The organism is Spiroplasma phoeniceum P40 (assembly GCF_003339775.1).
GTDB lineage: Bacteria > Bacillota_I > Bacilli_A > Mycoplasmatales > Mycoplasmataceae > Spiroplasma > Spiroplasma phoeniceum.
This window is the reverse complement of record NZ_CP031088.1, coordinates 1772796-1791576: the sequence shown is the minus strand read 5'-3', so window position 1 is coordinate 1791576 and position 18781 is coordinate 1772796. Positions and strand designations below refer to the sequence as shown.

The following is an 18781-nucleotide window of genomic DNA, read 5'->3' as shown; positions in this document are numbered from 1 at the left end:
GTATTAAAAAATGAGCAAAATTAATAAAAATTAATAGTTTTCCACATTAAATATTTTTTATATTATCTTTAAAAGTATTGTTTTTATTGATTATTTTTATTGTTTTCCACATTATTAACATTTTATGGTGTAAATTGTTTTTTATTGTGGAAAGTGATAAAATTTTACAATAATATTTATTAATCTAAGTATTATCGAAAAAATTCCTAATAACAAATAAAAATATGGTATAATTATCTAATAACTAACATAACTGAACATCATTAAAATAAATATTGCAAAATTAAAAATAATATATTAGAATAAAAATAACTTTCAAATATAAACACTTAATTATATTGAAAGTTTCAAACTATTTATAGTTTCCTAGAACGAAACTTTTAAAATATAATTTAGTGTTTTTTTTATTTGGAAGGAGTTTATAAAAATGAATAATGTTTTTATTCAAGATAATTTAATAAATAAAGGTCATAATTTAATTATGAATGATTTAAATTATGTTAAAAAAGAATATTATTTAAAAAAAGTCTTTTATGGTAATTATGTTAAAAATATTGTTTTACCGTTAGAATTAATTAATAATAATCCCCGTAATAAAATGGGAATTAAAAATACTAAAAAAAATGATAAAAAACTATGGAATAGTCGTATTCGTTCGCAAGGTAATTGTATTCGTAAAGCCTATCATAATTTTTGAAATTCAAAAAATTTAAGTTTTCTGACTTTAACTTATGCAGTTAATGAAACTAATGTAAAAAAATGTAAAAATAATTTAAAGTTATTTTTTAATAATATTAATCGTTGATGAAATAATCCAATTCGATCAAAAAATCATAAAGAAATTTTAAAATATATGTATACTTATGAGTATCAAAAACGCGGAGCAGTCCATTTTCACATCATATTAAATCAAAAAATACCCAATAGTGTTGTACAACAATACTGAAAACACGGTATTAATAAAAATATTAAAGTTCGTAGTGGAACAAACGAAGATGTTGTTAAATATCTTGCAAAATATATTGTTAAAACTTCTAATAATGATAAGTCACAAAATCATTATGATTTAAATATTAAAGCGTATCAATTTAGTAAAAATTGTAAAAATCCAAAGGTTAAAGTCGGTGTTGTTGAATTATCTGAACAAGATTTAATTTATTCAGTTAAAGATAACTTGAATTATTTTGCTTTTGGTGATAAAAATGGTTATAAAATTGGTTTTAGTTGTGATAGTTATTATGGTTTAGATAAGTTTAGGGAATATAAAAAATATGTTTCTGTTGATAGAAAAATATTTAGAAATTTAGTTAAAAATACTAATTTTACTCTTAATAAAAATACCAATTTAAGGTGTTAAAAAAGTTTCTTCGTTCAAATTGGAAATTAAATGTACAAGTTTGTTAATTCAAATATTTTTTTATAAAAAATAAAAAAAATGAGTTAAAAACTCATTAAAAAATGTGGTAATCGCCTAGAACAACAATTACCACAAATTAATTAAAACAAAAAAAAAAAAAAAAAACAAGATGAGGATGTATATTTTACAATATATTTATTTTTTGTGCTGAAAATTTGACTTTTTAATATTTTATTGTATTATTAATTTAACTTAAACATTTTATTATGTTTGAGTTTCAAATCTTAAAAGGTTTCCTAGAACGAAACTTAGATATAATTAAATTTTTTTTATGCTTATTTATAAACTTATTCAAATAAAAAACACTTATTTTGTATATTTAATAAATATATTGATTAATAATAAAATGGAAATACCAGTTAGTAAAATAAAAACTACTAATCTGCCATTGTCATTAGTTATTCAATATAAAAACTCTAGTATTCAAATAGCAATTTTAAGCATAATAAAACTCCTTTCTAATAATTAAAAAATTGACGTCGTTGTTTTTGATTTAATTATAATAGTTATTTTAAGTTTCAAACCTGAAATCTTTTAAGAATCTATATAGATTTTTAAAAGAAAGGAGAAATCTTATGAATGGATTTCTAGTACAGTTGATAGATATTGCAACGGGTAAAATTATTAAAGATGACAAAGGTAATGAAAGTAAATGAGATAGTTATACATTTACACCAGTTATTAAATTAGAAAATGGTACTTTTAAAGGTACAAAAGATTTGTCAAAATCAAAATGATTTAAAATAACTGATGAAAATTATTTAAAATTAAAACCTTATTTAATTGATGGTAATTTATTTTATGTTTCGCTTAAATGGGATGGAAAAATTAATATTGTTGAACCATATACAGAAAATAATAACGAACAAGATTTTATTAACAAATATTCTAATAATTCATCAATAACAGAAAGCAATAGTTAATATGCAACAACAGTTATGTATGGTTTGTATTAATGATATTGTTTGAGAAAATGGGTTTCGTTATTGTTGAAATTGTGTTAATGAAAATGTTGTTTTAATTAATCAATATTATTCTAGGTTAGATAATGACTAAGAAAAAATCAGATTGTTATTTATTTAATAGACAAGATATTATTTGTCCTAAACATAAAAAAATTGTTAAGGTTAAATAATGACAAAAAATAAAGATAAATTAAATATTAATTGAGACTGAATTATTTTTATAGTTTCTTGTTTATTGTTAGTTATTTGGTTTATATTGTTTTTTGTTTATGTTGGATTTTTTTAATGAAAAAGCAAACTAAGTTATATAAACAGCGATTAGAGTATTTAGTTAATGTTATACATCAATGTTTACCTACTAAAATACCATTATTTATGTTAAGAAAAGCAATTAAATTGTATCTTAGTCATAAAGTTATTAATATTGGTGTTATGGAAGAACAACATTTTAAATTATTAGTGGAGCAAATCAAAAATTATATGTTAAATATAGAAAGTAAAGGTGATAATTAATGACCGTTTTTGCAACAATTATTTTAGTAATTGCAATGTTAATGTTATTGGTTTTTTTAACAGTTAATACAATATTTAGATTTAAAAATAAATATTTAATTTGTCCGCATTGTTCTAAAAAAGTAGAATTTAAAGAATTAGGAAAACGAAAAATTAAAAAAGCAGATAAGTCTGTTGAATAAAATTTAAAAGGAGTTGATTTATATTTTTATTCAAAATTTAAATGATTTAATTGAAGAATTAGAACAAGAAAAAAGTATTTCAATTTATCATTCAAAAGATTATTTTTTAGAAACATTGAAAATATTACAAAAAGATTATTTGAAAGAAAAAAAGAAGTTTTATTTAATTGTTATTTTTGGAATGAATATTCTAAAAAAATATGTATTCTTTGTAAAAAAGAAATAAAAAAAATGAAACAAGAAAATAAATTTCAAAAATTAAACCAAAAAAATTGAAAAAAGAAATTATGAAAGAATTGAGATAAATAAGTTAATATCAATGAAATACCTTCGCAAGTATAAAAATTGATTTTAGTTTTTAGTGTTAATTACTAAAATCAAGGTTAGAGTATGCGAAGGTTTTATTATTAATAGAAAGTATTTTAAATGAGATGTTATTAATGAATGTAAATTTATTAGCGGGCGACGCTGATGTTATTAAACAAATAGGCGATTTTGCTACAATTCTTGCTGATTGAGCGATTGCTTTTACTAACTGATTTATTACTTTTTTAGGGTCACATATGTTATTAATTATTTCCGTTAGTTTTAATGTTTGTGGTTTTGGGAATTGAAACAATCAGAAAGTTAATTCACGGAGTTTAATATTTAATAATAAACTCTAACCTTGATTTTAGTAGTTAACATTTAGGAAAGGAATAAGAAAAATGCAAAGTGTATGAGATTTATATTATGAATTTATGACAATTATTTTCGGAGTTAATCATCCTGTTATTTTAGATATTGTTATATTTGTTGTATTTTTAATACTTGTTTTTGGTATGTTATTTTTAATTTTAAGTTGTATTTTTAGGTGGATAAAATAATGGACTGAAATATTTTTTTGCAACGAGTATATCAAGAACTTTTGCAGATTTTTTATTTTATTCCGAAAACTGAAATTTATAACTTTGTTGGTAGTTCTATTGATAGTATTACTTATGCAGTGATTATGATAGGTGTTTGATTAGTAGTATTTTTCTTAATTTGATTATCAATATTTATTTTATATAAAACAATTAGATTGGTGGTGTAGATATATGTTTAAAAATTATTTTAATTTATTTCGAAGACAAAAAAATATTAAGTTTTCTTATTGATATGTAAATTGATTTATTGCAAATATTTTGTTTTATCTTTTTATTGTTTGTTTTAATTTACAGTTTATATATTTTAGTTCTACATCAGTTATAGATATTATCCTTTTTATTTTTTTAGTAATTTTTGATGTTATCTTTTTTTGGTCTTTTTTAGTAATCTTTTTCAAACACGGAAATTAATTAAAATTGTTAAAAGTAGTCTAATATCAATTATTAATGGTGCTTTGGGTACTGGTAAAACTTTATTGATGACTTATTTATCACAAATTGCTAAATTTGATAATGTTTATTCTAATTATTTTATTAATGATGAAAAAATTGGGGTTTTAGGTTTAAACCATTTAGATTTTAAAAATAAAAATTATAAGATACCACCAAATGATAGTTTAATTTTATTTGATGAAATATTTTTGTATATGAATGGTGATAAACCCGAAGAAAACAATAAAAAGTTTAGCAGATTAATTCCATTTTTTTTGTTATGTCGTCAGTTTGATAATAATATTATTTTTGCTGGACAACGAATTAATCAGAATTGAGTGGAATATAGAGAAATTACTAATATGATTATTGTTCCTATGTAATGTATTCCACCTAGTATATTTTTTTCTTATTTTAAAATGAAAATAGTTTTTTTGATGATTTAGATGATTATTTAGTATGAAAAACTGAAACGGTTAAACGAACAGCAAACGGAAAAAGAGTTCGTAAAAAATCTAATAAAGATATTGGTATTAATTTTGTTAAAATAACAATTCCTTTATCTATTGCAATGCAATATGATAGTAAATATTTAAAGTTTGTGCGTGATTTAAAAAATGATAAAGTACCAAGTTATACTAAGCAAAATTGACCTAGTATTGTTAAAAAATATATTACGATTAATGAATTACGAGAGATGGGGATGGAACATTTATTAAAGAATTTGGGAGAGTTAGAAAATGATTAATTTACTTGCTAATTATGTATGAAATGGTGCCATTAATGTTGTAGTTGATATTTTTATGAAAATAATGGATTGAATGTGAGCATTAAAATTGCCCGGTACGAATATTCCTTTATTTGTAATTTGAGTATTTGGTGGTGTTATAAATGTTATTTTTTTTTTATTAGTTAATAGTTCTCGTGGTTTAAGTTCAGTTTCTCGTGCAAGTTTAGAAGCAAGTTCTAGTGTAGCAAAGGGTGCGAAAGGTGTTGTTTCTTTTTCTAAAAAAAGATATCAGAATAGTAATAAGCAACAAGTTAAAAGAGAAGTTAAACGTCAAAATGTTAGACAACAAGCAAAAGATAAGAGAGGCGTTAAATAATGTTAAAATTAATATTTTTCTTTGTTATTGGTTTGACTGTTGGACTTGGTTTTATTGCTAATATTGTTGTGGCAACAGATTTAGGTTTTTATACTGTTAAACATTATTTGGAGTCTGCTAATGATTTTTATAAATTAGTAGCACAATTATTTATTATTGCGACACATCCTATTTTCCAGTTATATATGGCGTTTGGAATTATTATTATGGGTATTAGAATTATTTTTATTGTTTAAGGGGGGGTTAAAACAATGCGAAAACGATTATTAGATATATTTATTATTTTTTATTTAATATTTGGTTGAATATTTCTTTTTTGTAGTGCTACAACTATAAATTATATTAGTAATGTTTGTAAAGTAGAAACAAGAAATAATGATAATTTTAGTGATTTAACTTATGCAAAAGCAAATGAATATGATTTTCAGTATACTTTAATGTTGCGACAAGATTATTTTATGCAAGGTTTAGACCCTAGTAATTATGCATTTAGTTTTGGTGTTGAAACTCCTTTTATTCCAAATGTAAGTGCTGATAAAAATGATAGTAATTATTGATTTAATAAAATTAAAAATACTAGTTGAAGTTATTTATTAAGTTGAAACCCAAAAGATATTTCTGAGATGGGTTCTTTGGGTAGATTAATAATAGATTATAAAACGCCAAATAAATTGTTAGATATTTTTTATTTATAAAAACAATATAAAATATGAATTTACTTTTAATAATTGAGAAATTATACAATATTTATTTATGCCAATTATTTCCAATCAGAGTTATAAACATTTTGATATGAATTATTTAATTTTAAATTTTAATTATAAAGAATTGCTTAATATGGATATTCTTAAAAAATATAACAGTAATTATTTTGTTAATGATGTTAAACAAAATTTTTATTCGTTGGATAATTTATTTCAAGTTTTAGATTATTTTTTATTCTAATGTTTTAAGAGTTATATTTGATATTTCTAATTTTAAAGAATTTATTTATTTTACATCTAATAATGGTAATTTAGGTTTTTTGTTTTTTGTAAAAAATGGTTTTTTATTATATCCAAAATCAATGGTTTTTAATATTTTAAGATTTCCTGATACAGATATTTATTATTTAAAACCACGAGTGCAATTATATAATGCCTATACGATAAATAGTACTAATGATTATTTTTCTTATTATTCAAATTGAGATTATAAGACTAATATTTTACCTTCTAATAATGATAAATATACTCAATCAATAAAATTATTAGATATGACAGATAGGTCAAAATATCAAGGTTTTAATTTAATTAGATTTAGTACTACTACATTAATAGAAAATAGATCTATTTCAATTAATGGTTTTAATTTTAGTCTTTATAATGCTACTGATTGAAATGGTGAACTTAATGATGGAAAAATTTGACAATTACCTTATAAAAAAGGTGCTTGATACCGTTTAGATATTCATATTGAAAATGCGGCAATTTGGATTGTAAATAATTTGCCTGGTATGAAAGAAATTTATAAATTTGTTAATGGGATAGTACATGTGTTTAGTAATGTGTCTGAATTGTTTAATAATATTGGTAATTTGTTTGCTTTTGATATTACATTTAAGATTATGTTAAGTTCTATTTTAGTTTTAGCAATGGTTAACGGACTTTTACGCTATTTTTAGGACTAAATAATGTAATGTTTTTGGTAAAAAAAGTAAGGTGGTGTGGTGGTTTATCCACGCACCACCTTACTTAAAGGGGTAAAAGTCGCGGAGCGACTTAGGGGCGGAGCCCCTTTCCTTGCTTAAAAAATATATTGACTATTAACTCTTATTATTATAAATAAAATAAAAAAATATTTTAAAGAGAGGAGTTATTAAGTTATGAAAAAACTATTAATTTTATTGCCTATTGTAACAATTACAGGTACTTCTATGATAACAGTTATAGCAGTTAATAGTTTTTAACATTTAGAAATAATAGAAAAGAAAAATAATAGAGAATATAATATAAATTATGAAAACGTTAAGGAATCAACAAGTTTTGTTGAAAAAATTTATGATTATAATAAATCAAATTGAAATTTATCTATAGTTTTATCAAAAGAAAAATTATTAGAAATAATTAAATTATTTGTTAAAAACAATCAAAACGATTTTATAACAAAAACTAAACAAGTAATAATGGAAATAAAAAAACATAGTATTAATTTTTCTGCTGAAGCCTTTGATGAAAATGCAATTGATGCTTATGCTCATATATTTTGAAAAAATTTTAGTCATTATTATAATTTTTTTTACATTTAGATAGTAACTAACTGTTTATTATTATTTTATATATTGATGGTGGAGAATATATTAAAGATGAAAAAAATAGCAAGAATTATTGGTACAAATAATGATTTAAACATAGAACAAATAGAGCAAGATCAATTAATAACAAATTTAATAAATAAAAATGCACAAAAATATTATAAATTAAATAATGATATAGTTGAAAAATCAACATTTTCTAAATTAAAAATTAAAATTAATAAAATAACTTGAAGTAGAATAATTATTATTTTCTTTTCAACAAAAGATAAAGAAAACTTTATTGAAGAAATAAAAAATTTATTTATTACATTTTCTCCTTCATATAATGATAATAATTATAAACTTAATGAAGAAGAGTTAAAATCTTTTGCTTATATAATATGAAATCATTTTAGTTATTATTATGATTTATTTTGAAATTTAAAAATAGATGAGTCAATTCGTATTATTTCTTTTACTAATATTCCTAAGGGATATTGATATGAAAGTAATCCAAATTTATATAATTATATTGTTAATAAAAATAATGATATTGTTGATTGAGAAACATTTAATAATAAAAAAATTGAAAACAAGCAAGAAAGCTTATATTATTATGATGAATTTAAACGTAGGAAAAGAACAAATAATAAATTGCAAAATAATCAAAGCTATTTATATAATGTTCCTTCAAATGGTAATTGTTTATTTTGATCTGTTGTAATAGCTTTTTTGCTACAAGTACGAAATGATAATTAAGCATTCCGAACAAGATTTATCCAATTATTTGGTGAAGAAAATTTAAATCATTTATCATATTTTCAAAATCTATTTAGTCAATTTAAATTAACAAATCATGGTAGTGGGCATAATTTATATAATAATAGGATAACTATTCATTTAGTAGAAACTGTTTTTCGTAATCGTGTTGTTGATTACATAAATTCTAACTTATATAGATTTCGTGGTGAAAATCGTGTAACATTTAGTAGCGCAATTTTAGCTGAAGTAAGAGTGTTAGGATTAGATAGTTTATCAGAGGAACAATTAATTGAAAATTATTTGAATAATATGAGGTTAATAGGTACTTGGGCAGGATCTATTGAAATTGAAGCAATAACTAATATGTTAAACACTAATATTATGAGGAATAACGAACTTTTTTATTTAGAAAATCAAAATCAAAATGAAATTAATCATATATATACTATATTAACCATAATCATTATAATTTTGTTTTAACAAGAGAGACTAATCAAGAGGAAAATAAAATGGATATTGATGAGCCAGAGCAAGTTTCAGCACCGATTCCTTTTTCAAGTGTTATTACTAAAACTTATTTAGGACAGTTATCGGATAATACTCCCGAAATTATTATTAATAGAATATAACAACTAAATCCTAGATTTGACTTGAATCAAATTTATGTAACTGATATTCAAGAAAATAATGCAGTAGTTTTACCATTTGTTCCTCCTTTATGAAAGGGGAAAATTCCAACAGTAGTTCATTTTTCTTTATTTCAGGATAGAAAAAAAACAACTCATTATTCAATATAAAAATGTTCATCAAGATAATTGAAAAACAAAAGAAATTGATTTAAAAAAACAACAATGCCTATACCAATAAATTCTCAAATACATTCTAGTTTTTGTACTTTAGCAGTATTAGAGAATCTATTAATTAATAATATTTCAAAAAATCCTAATGTTTCTTTATCACAAAGTGAACTTTTTAATCATTTTTTAGGAAAGTATAAAATCAATGATATTACTAAAAATGGATTAAACCTTTATGCTATTTATAAATTTTTAAAAGATGATCCTGAAGTTAGTAAAAGTTTAGTAGGCAGATATTCTTATTTTGATTTTCATAATTTTTTCTTTCATAATTTATTTAATGATAAAAAAATAAGAATAATATTATTTCAAATGTTAGTATGAACTTCGCTTTATTTTAGTACTCCTGTTATAATGGGAACATTTAATAGTAAAGGAATGGGACATTGTATTTCAATTTCAGGAATTAGACCAAATGAAGATCCATTTAAAACTGAATATATAATTAGAGACCCCAATATATGAGAAAATAATATAAGAATAGTGCAAGAATTAACTATAAATGGCAATGATTTATATAGTTCTTTGTTTAATAAAGAAGGTATATTTGGTGCTTTATTAATAAGTACTTATGTTTTTGGATCTATATTTATTTCAAGTTTTATAAATATGATGCGTGAAAATATGCCATTTTTTCAAAGTGCTTTGGGAACTATTGACCGTATTCCTACTCCGTTAATAAGTGAAGATAGCATTGCTACTGAAGATGATATTTTAAATTCAAATTATTTATTTGATAATGAACTTTTAAACATATTGTTTAAGAATTTTATGTAGTTAATATGCAGTACTAATTGATAAATTTAAATGATTTTAGGAAATGTTTATATAATTTAAAATATAGTTTTAGTAGCTTTAATTTTGTTAAAGAAAAAGTGGATTGGTACATTAATTGATATAATAATGAACGAATTTTTGTAAAATATCAAATGTCTCCTATAAATGCACGAAGTTTATGAGAAAATAAGATAAACTTTAAAAAAGTAAACTTATATGGGTAGATACATAGGTATAGTTTTTAAAATTTAAATGTAAATTTTATTGGTCTATTTTACTTTTTTTTGTTATAATTAGTAAAATTTAATACTTACAATAATATTATATATACTAGAAATATTGTCTAGTGTCTCTACAGTTAACCTTAAATTAAATACTATAGGTCTTAATTTATTTTTAATTTGTTAAGACTGTTTGTTAATTGGTTTTAATGGTCATGCTTCTTTTATTAAATTTTTTGTATTAAATATTTTGGAGGAACAAACATGCAAATTAAAAAATCTTATACCTTTGATGATCTACTATTAGTTCCACAAAAATCAGATATTTTACCATATCAGATTGACTTAAGAACTAAACTAACAAAAAATATTGAATTAAATATTCCTTTTATATCTTCAGCAATGGATACTGTTACTGAATCAAAATTGGCAATCGCAATTGCTCGCGAGGGTGGAATTGGAATTATTCATAAAAATTTATCAATTGATAAACAAGCAGCAGAAGTTGAAAAAGTTAAACGTAACGAGTCAGGTTTTATTATTAATCCGATAACATTAAAACCAACAATGACAGTTCAGGATGCTGAAAATATTATGGCTCAGTATCGTATTTCTGGTTTACCAATTGTTGATGAAGAAAACAGATTATTGGGAATAATTACAAATCGGGATATTAGATCATGTCATGATTTAACTGCTTCTGTGGATAAATTTATGACTGTAAAAAACTTAATTACAACTCATGAAAATATTGATTTAGAACAAGCAAAAGATATTTTGTTAAATAATCGTATTGAAAAACTACCAATTGTTAATGAAAAAAATGTGTTAATTGGGTTAATTACAATTAAAGATATTAATAATCGTGACGAATATCCTAATGCTTGTAAAGATGAACAAGGACGATTACGAGTAGGTGTAGCCGTTGGAATTGATGAAAATACATTATTACGTGTTGAAAAACTTGTTGCCGTTGGGGTTGATGTAATTGTTGTTGACTCAGCGCATGGTCATAGTCAAGGTATTATTAATATGGTTAAAAAAATTAAAAAAGCTTTTCCAACGATTAATTTAATTGCTGGCAATGTTGTTACTGCTCAAGGAGCTTTAGATTTAATTGCAGCTGGTGCTAATGCAATTAAAGTTGGTGTCGGACCAGGAAGTATTTGTACAACAAGAGTTGTTGCTGGAGTTGGAGTTCCTCAAATGACAGCCATTAATGATGTTTATGAGGTTTGTAAAGGAAAAGAAATTCCAGTCATTGCTGATGGTGGAATTAAATATTCTGGTGATGTTGTTAAAGCACTTGCAGCTGGTGCTAATGCAGTAATGATGGGTTCAGTTTTTGCATCAACATTTGAAGCACCTGGTGAAGAAATGATTGTTGAAGGTAAAAAATATAAAACATATATGGGAATGGGCTCATTAGCTGCTATGAAAAAAGGTAGTGCTGATCGTTATTTTCAAGATAAAAATCGTAAATTAGTTCCAGAAGGAGTTGAAGGACGAGTTTTATTAAAGGGTAAATTAAGTGATATTTTATTTCAATTTATTGGTGGTGTACGGAGCGGTTTTGGTTATTGTGGTGCAAAAAATATTCTAATGTTGCAAAAAACAGCTCAGTTTGTGGAAATTTCAAATAATGGTTTAAAAGAATCACATCCACATGATATTGCAATTACCAAAGAACCACCAAATTACACAAAATAATATTATTATAAGCAAAAAGATAAATGGAGATGAGAAAGTATATCAATCTCCATTTTTATTTTTAAAAAAATATTATTTTAATTGATATTTTTTATTAATTAAGATATCATCTATATGATGTCTTAATAATTTATATCATAAGGAGGTGCTAGTAATGAAAAGAACGTGACAACCAAGTAAAATTAAACATAAAAGAACACATGGTTTTCGAGCAAGAATGGAATCAGCTTCAGGCCGTAAAGTTTTAAGTAAAAGAAGAGCGAAAGGAAGAAAAGTATTGTCAGCTTAAAAATGCTTGTAAAATACTTTATTTTTCTATTTGTGTCGAAATGTGAAAAAAAAATTTATTGTTAAAAAAAATTATGAATTTCAAAAAATAATAAATAATCGTTCTTTTATTAAAACTAACCCTTATTTTATTTATTTTAAAAGAAATGATCTTAATTATCATCGTTTTGGAATATCTGTTGGTAAAAAATTAGGAAATGCTGTTGTTAGAAATAAAGTAAAAAGACAAATTCGAAGTATGTTAAATTTTGATTTTTCAGTAACAGAAGGTTATGATCAAATCATTATTGTTCGAAAATCATATTTTAACAATAGTTATTTAATTAATAAAGAAATTTTATTAAATCAAATCAAAATGTAAAAAGGAGGCGAAATAGTGAACTATCGTGATTATATTTTCTCTGATGGGAAAAGAACACGAAAACCTTGATATTCAATTGCCTGGAAATGAACAAAATTAGTCCTGTATCTTTTTTTAATTATATCAATGTTATGAGGTTGTGGGCAAATGATGGTTCCAAAATATGGGACTGCCCAAATTTTAGATGTTTCTGGTCAGAAAGTATATAAACCAGGAGTTTTCTTTGAAATTATTTTAGGATACGCTAATGTTGGGAAAGAACACTTTTTTTATTTTGAAAATGGACAACTATATGAATATCCATATTTAGCAATTAGAACATGATCTGATGCTTTTGTTAAAACATCTTCACCATTTTATGGTTGTTTTGTGTTTCCTGTTGCTTGAATTTTAGTTAATTTAATTTATGGTTTTGGTGGATTAGATAATGGTGCAGGAATTATTGGCGCATTATTCTTAACTTCATTAATTGTGCGTTTAATTACTTTAATGTTTAGTTGAAAAGCACAACGAAATCAAGACAAAATGCAATTAATGCAAATTAAACAAGCAGAAATTCAGGCCAAATATAAGGTTTCAAAAGATCCAGCGGCAAAACAAAAGCAACAAATAGAAATGATGCAGTTGTATCGCAAAGAAGGAGTTTCACCATTATCCACAATTGGTTCGTCTTTTTTATCAATTCCGTTTTTAATTGCGATGTATACTGTTGTTAGAGCAACACGAGAATTAAAAATGGCGACAATTGGGCAAATTTCTTTAATTGAAAAGCCATGAGATATGATTACTAGTGGGAATTATGTTTATTTAACTTTATTATTTGTATATTTGCCTATTCAAATTCTTTCGATGATTTTACCAACTATTTTAAATCTTCGTAAAACAAGAGTTATTACAAAGGAACAGAAAAAAGCACGTAAACGGCAATTTATTATGCAAGGAGTAATGATTGTTGTCTTCTTTGTAGTTACAATTTCAATTGCATCTGGGGTTGCTATTTATTGAATTTTCTCAGCCTTTATTCAAATTTTACAAACATTAGGATTTCATTTCTTACGAGTTAAGAAACGAAGTAAAAAAAATAAAAACAAAGAATCGTTTGGACAAAGAATTAAACATTTATTTGTTAGAAAACAACATTTAAAAACAACTAATAATATTGAAAATGTTGAAATTACAAAAACAAAACAAATAAAAACAAATAATGCCGATAAAATTTCTTATAATCCGGTTAAATCAAAACCTAAAAAATCTAAATTTTCTTTACATAGTAAGAAAAAAAATAAAGATTAATGATTTTCATAAAAAAATTTAAGTCGCAAAAAAAAATTAGAGAATTTTTAAATAATTCAAATAAAAACTTCTTTTATAAAACTGAATTATCAACAAAATGATTTTTTCATAGACTAGAAGTAACCTTTTTTGAAATTAATGATATTATTTCTTTTTGTAAAGAACATTTAGATAGTATTATCAAAGATATCTTATTAACGAAAGATTATGAGATGTCTTTTTCATATTTTAATAAGCAATTTTTAATTACATTAAATATTAGAGGTTTTAAAATAAATATTAATATTTTTGATTTTGTTTTTATTCTAGAAACATTATTACATACATATATTAGTCGTAAATTTCAAAATGATTTTAAATTTATTATTATTTTTAATTATGATAAATTAATGTTATTAGAAGCTGTACAAAGTGTTGTTAAGAGAGTTTTATCATCAAAAAAAGATCAATTATTGCCTGTTATGAATAAAGAACAACGAAAATTAGTTCATAGTAATGTTCTAAAATTTCCAGAAGTAATTTCAAAGTCAATTGGTTCGGAAAATAATCGCCAAATTATTATTAAGTATAATTATAAAAAATAATTATTTTTTAATAATGAACAAATTTTTGTAAAATATCAAATGTTTCCTATAAATGTAGAAAGTTTATGAGAATAAAAGATAGACTTTACAAAACTGAACTTATGTGGGTAGGTGCACAGTCTAAAATGTTAGTCAAGTTTATAAAAAAATTTGACTTATTACTTAAGTTATTATAATTATAGTACACATAAAGCAACAACTGTTTTTAAATTTAAAAATTCTAATACTGGTAATCAAGAAATATGAACTTTTGAAACACCGATTAATATAAAATTATCAGAAAATTATTGAGGTAAGTCACTAAGTGCTAGATTAATTTTTTTTCCGGGACAAATTGTTAATCCAAATGATTCTACTCAAGGGATGGTTTCTGATAAACCAATCCAATTAGAGCCTGATAAAGTAAGTGATACTTATGGTGGGACATTATAATTTCATACAACTGTGCATTTACAATTTGATGGACTTAATGACTCATCTGAATGAATGACAGTAAATGGTCAACCTGTTGAAGTTATTAATAACAAATTTGTTTACAATATGAAAGATCAACATGTTACGGAAGGCAAAGATGGCACAAATATTTATGGTAGTAAGAAAAGTGATTGTATAAATTATTTAAGGGTATTTATTATATTTAAGAAATTATGGAATAAATAATCCACATACTTAATTTAAAGATACCATGTTTAATTTTATTGTCAACAAATTTTTATATTTTTTTAAATTTAATCACAGCAAAAAATGCATTTTTATTAAAATTATTTAATTTAAAAATAAAATTAATAAAGATGTAAGTTTTGTTGTTCAGTTTTATTAAAATTATTATATAAAATACTATTATTTTCTGGTGGTTTTTCTGGTTGTTTAAAATCCTTAGTATTATTTTTTAATTTTAGCATACTAGTATTCAATTTATTTTTAACAGTTTTTTCGCTATAAATTCCTTTTTTAGAAAATATGCCCTTACGATTGCAAAAGATATTGAAATTAAAAAGTAAAAGAATAAATTATCCCGCGTAATTTATTAGCGGATAATTTATTCAGTAGTGTTTTTAATGGAGCGAAGCGACAACGAGCGGAGCGAGTTTGAAAATTTCAATTTTTTAGTTTTTAGAAAGGAGATGTATTATGCCAACTTGATTAACGACAATATACAATATTTAGTGTTGTTATTATATTAGGGATTTTTGCTTGAATTGGTTTATCAATTTATCAAAAAATTAAACAAATTCGAGGAAAGAAAAAAGAAAAAAAAGAAATTGAAAGAAAGGAGAGTAATAAATAATGTTAGGTATGTATTTAACAACAGCGTTTAATTTTTTAACAGCACCTACACCTAAAACTATGACTGAGGGTATGACTGGGATTTGAACGGGTTTGACTAGTGCATTATGAAAAGTTAAAGAAGGTATAACAAATATTTTACCTGAGATAATGGTTTTCTTAGGTGAAGCGTGAATTATATTAATTCCATTTGCTATATTTTGTATTATTAAAATCTTAAACTTTTTCCGTGTTATGGTTAAAGGATTTTAATATTTATTATAATCGATTATATCTTAGTTAAGGCACACTAGGAAGTTTTAGTGAAATAATTGTTTTAATTGGTGATACCATTCATGATAATCAAAAAATAGATGGTATCACATTTGTAAAAAATGAATTTATTAAATAGAAAAATGAACTTATTATATTTACTATTAAAGTTCTTAATAGTTATTTTCAGTGTGCCAATTTTTATTATTTTTATATTTAACAATGTTTATTAACAATGTTTATTAACATTGTTTATTAAACATTAAATAAACAATATATTAGCATTATGTATAACATTGTTAATAATCAGTGTTTATTGCAATAAATAAACATTATATAAACATTATTTATAACATTGTTTATTAAACAAATATTTAGTTAGGAGATGATAAAATTGAGTAATTTTGTTAAGAAAAATCAGAATGTAGAAAATTATTTTATTAGTAAGGAATTTATCCCTTTTACAACAGAAAAAGCAAGTTTTATAAATTTGCCTAATCATAATCGCCATATTGGTTTTTGGTTGAGTAATAAGTTTATTTATTCGAGTGAAAAACATTCGGAACAAGTAGCAATCGGTTTGATTTATGATAATTCTTACCCTATTGTAAAATATGATGAAAATTTAAAGCGAAATATTTGAAAATATTTAACTGGAACAGAATTAATCAATTTATATAATCAAAATATGTTGTTATTGTTGTATATTGTTTTGTTATATTATCTCATTCTTTAAATGTCCAAGATAATTCTTTTATAGGAATAGGATTGTCTAAATTATATTGTTCATTATTATTTTCATCGGTGTATTTTTCATAAGATACTTTTAAACTTTTAGAACGAAACATTGAAACTCTTAAATTATTATATCTTTTATCTAATTCTTTATTAGTTAAGATTTCTTTTTCTTCGTCATGTATCATTTCATCAGTTCACGCTGTTATAATACCGCTACCTTTACCAACTTTACCCATAATTTTATTACCATTGGCATAACCAGCAAAAGCAATACGAACACCACTAGGAAAAACAATTTCTCCACCTTCTTTAACATTTTTAGGTCAAACAATGCCATTTTCATTGTCAGGTCCTAAATCAATGCTATATTTATCATATAAATAATTACATACGTTAATTGTATCTCCAAAAGTAGTATCTTCGTGGGTATTATCATATCTTCGTAAAATATTAGATGAAGCATCAGTAAAATTACAAGCATAAAATAATTTTTCTGCTATATGATTTCATGTTTTATTAGTACCACGCCCCGCAGAAACAAACTTAAAAAAACTTGGTGAAGTAAAATAACGTGCATAACTATCCCCAACAAAGTCTTTAAATACTTCTCAGTCAAAACCAAAATTATAGTCACTAAAATTTAAATCATATTTTTTATTTAAATGTTGATAACTAGTAATTCGTTTTTTATTATTAATTTTAGTAAAGTCTTGCATTTTTTAGATATCCTCGCTTTCAAATTATGATAAAATAATAAAAATTATCAAATATCAAATTAATTATTATTAATATCATATTAAAAATATTTTTTAAAGATAGGGAAATAATAAGATGGAGTTAGAACAAAATTTGTTAGGAAATTATAAAAAAAATAAAACAATCGAGACACAAAATGAAGTTAAAAATTTATTAATTAATAGAGATAATGAGATATTTAAATTATATCAACAAGGACAAATATTACAAGGATATAAGGTAGTATCAAAATTACCAAAAACAATCAAAACAGAATATGGAAATATTCCTATAAAAAGACGAAGATATGTTAAATATGATGAAAAAAATAAAAAATATATAAATCGTTATCCTTTAGATGAAGAATTAGGATTAAAAAAATATGAAAGAATTGAAAAAAATTTAAAAGATAAATATATTTCTTTTATGGGTGATGGAAAACGATATAAAGATATTATGCACACAACAGAAAATGCTAATATCAGTGAAAAAATAATATCTAATATTTTTAAAAAAGCTGATTTAGAAAAAATTAACTATATTAGCAACAAAAATAACAATAAAATTAAAATTCCCAATAATGTTTTATATATTCAAATTGACGGTGCTTTTGTTCCTATGCGAGAAAATAAAAAAAGAATTGAAAAGAAAATATTTTTTTTAACTATGCATATTGGTATTGATGAAGAAAAATCAACTAAAACAAGAAAAGTAATTAAAAAGAAAAAAGGTGTTTTTCAAATAATGGATAAAAATGTTACTAAAAATAAAAAATCTAGTTTTAATAATTTTATTGACAAAATTTTTAAACTAATGGATACTTATGATATTAATGAAAATACTATAATATTAGTATTAAGTGATGGCGAAAAACAAATTAAAAAAATTTACAAAGCCATAAAAACAAACTATAAAAATAACACTGTATCATATAGTTTGGATAAATTTCATTTAGTAAAAAGATTTAAAGACTTATTTTTCATATAGAAATAGAAACAAAATTCATAGATTAAAATATAAATTAGCAAAAATATATTTTTTTACTAGAAATTATGAAGCATTATTAGATTTTTTAATTTGTCATTTACCCTATGTTATTGACAGCAAAAAGAAATTTT

At 23.0% G+C, this 18781-nt stretch carries 25 protein-coding genes, 3 pseudogenes and 1 riboswitch; of the genes and pseudogenes, 27 read left to right on the top strand and 1 reads right to left on the bottom strand.

From position 1 onward, the window contains the following. Nucleotides 1-427: 427 nt before the first annotated feature. The 26 genes and pseudogenes from SDAV_RS10895 to SDAV_RS10785 all read left to right on the top strand — a co-directional run. Nucleotides 428-1357 (top strand): rolling circle replication-associated protein, encoded by a 930-nt coding sequence (locus tag SDAV_RS10895; RefSeq protein WP_114565568.1) that lies wholly within the window; start codon nt 428-430, stop codon nt 1355-1357. Nucleotides 1358-1992: 635 nt separating this feature from the next. After that, on the top strand, nt 1993-2340 hold the full coding sequence (locus SDAV_RS10890; protein WP_114565567.1) for a hypothetical protein: 348 nt from the start codon (nt 1993-1995) through the stop codon (nt 2338-2340). A gap of 1 nt (nt 2341) precedes the next feature. Further along, nucleotides 2342-2473 carry a hypothetical protein gene (locus SDAV_RS14205; protein WP_281268806.1) on the top strand — a complete coding sequence of 44 codons (132 nt, stop codon included), beginning with the start codon at nt 2342-2344 and terminating at the stop codon, nt 2471-2473. A gap of 194 nt (nt 2474-2667) precedes the next feature. After that, the gene (locus SDAV_RS10885) at nt 2668-2895 is read left to right on the top strand and encodes a hypothetical protein (RefSeq protein ID WP_114565566.1); all 228 of its coding nucleotides are present in this window, start codon (nt 2668-2670) and stop codon (nt 2893-2895) included. After that, entirely contained in the window at nt 2895-3077 is a 183-nt protein-coding gene (locus SDAV_RS10880) for a hypothetical protein (protein ID WP_114565565.1), read from the top strand. The genes SDAV_RS10885 and SDAV_RS10880 overlap by 1 nt, the downstream gene beginning before the upstream one ends. A 13-nt stretch (nt 3078-3090) precedes the next feature. Beyond that, the gene (locus SDAV_RS10875; protein ID WP_114565564.1) at nt 3091-3303 is read left to right on the top strand and encodes a hypothetical protein; all 213 of its coding nucleotides are present in this window, start codon (nt 3091-3093) and stop codon (nt 3301-3303) included. A 214-nt stretch (nt 3304-3517) separates the two neighbouring features. Next, nucleotides 3518-3742 carry a hypothetical protein gene (locus SDAV_RS10870; protein ID WP_245938429.1) on the top strand — a complete coding sequence of 75 codons (225 nt, stop codon included), beginning with the start codon at nt 3518-3520 and terminating at the stop codon, nt 3740-3742. 200 nt (nt 3743-3942) lie between these two features. Continuing rightward, nucleotides 3943-4152 (top strand): DUF2649 family protein, encoded by a 210-nt coding sequence (locus tag SDAV_RS10865; protein ID WP_114565563.1) that lies wholly within the window; start codon nt 3943-3945, stop codon nt 4150-4152. A 204-nt stretch (nt 4153-4356) separates the two neighbouring features. After that, nucleotides 4357-4800, top strand: coding sequence for a hypothetical protein (locus SDAV_RS13770; protein WP_245938428.1), 444 nt, complete (start codon nt 4357-4359; stop codon nt 4798-4800). Nucleotides 4801-4988: 188 nt separating this feature from the next. Beyond that, complete coding sequence (locus SDAV_RS13765) at nt 4989-5165, top strand: hypothetical protein (RefSeq protein WP_245938427.1); 177 nt, start codon at nt 4989-4991, stop codon at nt 5163-5165. Beyond that, complete coding sequence (locus SDAV_RS10855) at nt 5158-5523, top strand: hypothetical protein (protein ID WP_245938426.1); 366 nt, start codon at nt 5158-5160, stop codon at nt 5521-5523. The genes SDAV_RS13765 and SDAV_RS10855 overlap by 8 nt, the downstream gene beginning before the upstream one ends. Beyond that, nucleotides 5523-5759: a hypothetical protein gene (locus SDAV_RS10850; RefSeq protein ID WP_114565562.1), complete on the top strand. Its 237-nt coding sequence runs from the start codon at nt 5523-5525 to the stop codon at nt 5757-5759. The genes SDAV_RS10855 and SDAV_RS10850 overlap by 1 nt, the downstream gene beginning before the upstream one ends. A gap of 15 nt (nt 5760-5774) precedes the next feature. Further along, nucleotides 5775-6218 carry a hypothetical protein gene (locus SDAV_RS12740; RefSeq protein ID WP_114565561.1) on the top strand — a complete coding sequence of 148 codons (444 nt, stop codon included), beginning with the start codon at nt 5775-5777 and terminating at the stop codon, nt 6216-6218. A gap of 371 nt (nt 6219-6589) precedes the next feature. Then, a complete protein-coding gene (locus SDAV_RS12735; RefSeq protein ID WP_222611553.1) occupies nt 6590-7186 on the top strand; it encodes a spiroplasma phage ORF1-like family protein in 597 nt (198 codons plus the stop codon). A 501-nt stretch (nt 7187-7687) separates the two neighbouring features. After that, nucleotides 7688-7810: a hypothetical protein gene (locus SDAV_RS14200; RefSeq protein ID WP_281268805.1), complete on the top strand. Its 123-nt coding sequence runs from the start codon at nt 7688-7690 to the stop codon at nt 7808-7810. Nucleotides 7811-7867: 57 nt separating this feature from the next. Next, the gene (locus SDAV_RS10835; RefSeq protein WP_114565560.1) at nt 7868-8557 is read left to right on the top strand and encodes a hypothetical protein; all 690 of its coding nucleotides are present in this window, start codon (nt 7868-7870) and stop codon (nt 8555-8557) included. Nucleotides 8558-9375: 818 nt separating this feature from the next. Next, the gene (locus SDAV_RS10830) at nt 9376-10194 is read left to right on the top strand and encodes a hypothetical protein (protein WP_114565559.1); all 819 of its coding nucleotides are present in this window, start codon (nt 9376-9378) and stop codon (nt 10192-10194) included. A 321-nt stretch (nt 10195-10515) separates the two neighbouring features. Next, nucleotides 10516-10576: riboswitch (purine riboswitch) on the top strand. A gap of 103 nt (nt 10577-10679) precedes the next feature. Continuing rightward, nucleotides 10680-12125, top strand: coding sequence for an IMP dehydrogenase (gene guaB, locus SDAV_RS10825; protein ID WP_114565558.1), 1446 nt, complete (start codon nt 10680-10682; stop codon nt 12123-12125). A gap of 154 nt (nt 12126-12279) precedes the next feature. Then, nucleotides 12280-12414 carry a 50S ribosomal protein L34 gene (gene rpmH / locus SDAV_RS10820; protein ID WP_004028019.1) on the top strand — a complete coding sequence of 45 codons (135 nt, stop codon included), beginning with the start codon at nt 12280-12282 and terminating at the stop codon, nt 12412-12414. A 42-nt stretch (nt 12415-12456) separates the two neighbouring features. Further along, complete coding sequence (gene rnpA / locus SDAV_RS10815; protein ID WP_114565605.1) at nt 12457-12774, top strand: ribonuclease P protein component; 318 nt, start codon at nt 12457-12459, stop codon at nt 12772-12774. A gap of 15 nt (nt 12775-12789) precedes the next feature. Next, nucleotides 12790-14067 (top strand): membrane protein insertase YidC, encoded by a 1278-nt coding sequence (gene yidC, locus SDAV_RS10810; protein ID WP_114565557.1) that lies wholly within the window; start codon nt 12790-12792, stop codon nt 14065-14067. Continuing rightward, nucleotides 14067-14651 (top strand): R3H domain-containing nucleic acid-binding protein, encoded by a 585-nt coding sequence (locus tag SDAV_RS10805; protein WP_114565556.1) that lies wholly within the window; start codon nt 14067-14069, stop codon nt 14649-14651. The genes yidC and SDAV_RS10805 overlap by 1 nt, the downstream gene beginning before the upstream one ends. A 171-nt stretch (nt 14652-14822) precedes the next feature. Further along, a pseudogene (locus SDAV_RS14700) lies at nt 14823-15239 on the top strand (Mbov_0399 family ICE element protein); the annotation flags it as partial. A 543-nt stretch (nt 15240-15782) separates the two neighbouring features. Then, nucleotides 15783-15939, top strand: a pseudogene (locus tag SDAV_RS14545) (hypothetical protein). Further along, a complete protein-coding gene (locus SDAV_RS10790; RefSeq protein WP_071937632.1) occupies nt 15939-16190 on the top strand; it encodes a hypothetical protein in 252 nt (83 codons plus the stop codon). Before SDAV_RS14545 ends, SDAV_RS10790 begins: the two are co-directional and overlap by 1 nt. A gap of 385 nt (nt 16191-16575) precedes the next feature. Next, nucleotides 16576-16875 (top strand): annotated as a pseudogene (locus tag SDAV_RS10785) (DUF3627 domain-containing protein); the annotation flags it as partial. Here SDAV_RS10785 and SDAV_RS10780 read toward each other — a convergent pair. Further along, complete coding sequence (locus SDAV_RS10780) at nt 16793-17644, bottom strand: hypothetical protein (protein ID WP_114565555.1); 852 nt, start codon at nt 17642-17644, stop codon at nt 16793-16795. The pseudogene SDAV_RS10785 and the gene SDAV_RS10780 overlap by 83 nt on opposite strands. 115 nt (nt 17645-17759) lie before the next feature. Between SDAV_RS10780 and SDAV_RS10775 the strand changes: the two genes are divergently transcribed. Then, the gene (locus tag SDAV_RS10775; RefSeq protein ID WP_114565554.1) at nt 17760-18650 is read left to right on the top strand and encodes a UPF0236 family transposase-like protein; all 891 of its coding nucleotides are present in this window, start codon (nt 17760-17762) and stop codon (nt 18648-18650) included. Nucleotides 18651-18781 lie beyond the last annotated feature (131 nt).